Source organism: Frankia sp. AgKG'84/4, assembly GCF_023242965.2.
Classification (GTDB): domain Bacteria; phylum Actinomycetota; class Actinomycetes; order Frankiales; family Frankiaceae; genus Frankia.
Genome location: NZ_JALKFU020001075.1, coordinates 1 through 1486 on the forward strand (window position 1 = coordinate 1; position 1486 = coordinate 1486).

The following is a 1486-nucleotide window of genomic DNA, read 5'->3' on the forward strand; positions in this document are numbered from 1 at the left end:
GTGGTGGCCCCCACGGCCGGCCGGCTCCGGCGCGGCAGTGGCCCGTCCCGGCACACCGGCAGCCCGTCCCGGCACACCGGCCGGCTCGCCCCCGCGCGCCGGGGCCTACGCCGGTACGGGCAGCTGTCGTCCGGGTGGTACCAGCGCCTCGCCCTGCGCCACGGGAGTCTCGCCGCCCCCGCGGTCATGCTGCTGATGCTGCTCGCCGCCGGGCCGGTGACCGCCGGCGGCATGCTCAACCCGCGCCTCGCCCGGGAGGAGTCGTACTTCCTGACCCAGATCTTCGACCCCGGCCGGGCCAGCCCGGAGCAGCGCAAGGTCGTCCACCGCTACGCCCAGGACCGCACGCTCGCCCGTTGGCTCGACCACCAGCGTCTTCCGCACGGCGCGGTGCTGCTCGACGCCGCCGACGGCTACGAGGTCGTCCTGTCATCCCGGCGCCCGGACCAGTTCGCCATCACCCCGGACCGTGACTTCGCCACCCTGCTCGGCGATCCGTTGGGCCACCGGGTGCGCTACCTCGTCACCCGCCTCGTCAGCGGGTCCAGCCCGGCCGACGCGGTCGCCGACTCCCACCCGCACCTCGAGACAGATCCCGCCTACCGCCTCGTGCGCGTCGAGCCGAACCCCGGCGACCTGCCTGCCTGGCGCGTCTACGCGGTGCGTTGACCACCAGCGGCGCCACCGCCCCGGCCAGGGTGCCGCCCTGGTGCCCGGACCCGCCGACCCGGTCGGGCCTCAGCCCCGGTAGGCGTACGTGCGAATCCAGTCGACGTACATCGAGACCTTCGCCGGGGTGCTGCTGGTGCGGCAGGGGATGTGGTCGTGGCAGCCGGTGTCGAGCTGCAGCGCCAGGTGCATGTCGGAGGTGTTCGGAATGGTCGACGCGCCGTTCTTCGTGTAACCGGACTTCACCGTGAGCACGGCCCGGCCGTCGAGGAAGTACGTCAACCGGTCAGGCAGCCATTCGACGGCGACGGTGTGCCAGGCCGTGAAGTCGGCGACCATCGGGGTCGGGGTCTCGATGATGTCGTTCTTCGGCCCGTTGTGAACGGCCGCGGTCGCAGACTGGCGGTCGCCTTCCTTGACCTCGACGAGGTCGATCTCCCCGTCGTTCGGCCACTTCTCCGACTGCGGCCACAGCAGCGCCACCGCCGAGTAGCCGGCGCCCTTCTCGACCCGGAGGCGCGCCTCCCAGCGCCCATATGCCTGGTGCACCAGGCTGGACACGCCGCCGGAGACGTCCTTGCCGGCGCTGTTCACCCCACCGGTGATCCTGAGGTAGCCGCCGCCGACGCTCACCGCTTCCGGCACCCGCGCGAAGCCGCTGTTCGGGCTGTTGTAGACGAACCACTTCTTCGTGTCGATGGCCGAGCCGTCGAAGTCATCGGCCTGCACGAGGGTGCCGGTCACGATGGGCCCACCGGTGGCCGCGGCGCCGCCGGTGGCCGCCGAGCCGCCGGGCGCCGCCGGCGCGGCCGTGGTG

Annotated in this window: 2 protein-coding genes; one reads left to right on the forward strand and one right to left on the reverse strand. The window is 73.0% G+C overall.

All coding sequences use genetic code 11. From position 1 onward, the window contains the following. A partial coding sequence (locus MXD58_RS27390) for a hypothetical protein (protein ID WP_250610912.1) occupies positions 1-669 on the forward strand: 669 nt, incomplete at its 5' end. Positions 670-738: 69 nt separating this feature from the next. On the opposite strand, the gene MXD58_RS27395 is transcribed toward MXD58_RS27390, so the two are convergent. Then, positions 739-1486 (reverse strand): glycoside hydrolase family 16 protein (locus MXD58_RS27395; protein WP_250610914.1); only part of this gene is annotated, 748 nt, incomplete at its 5' end.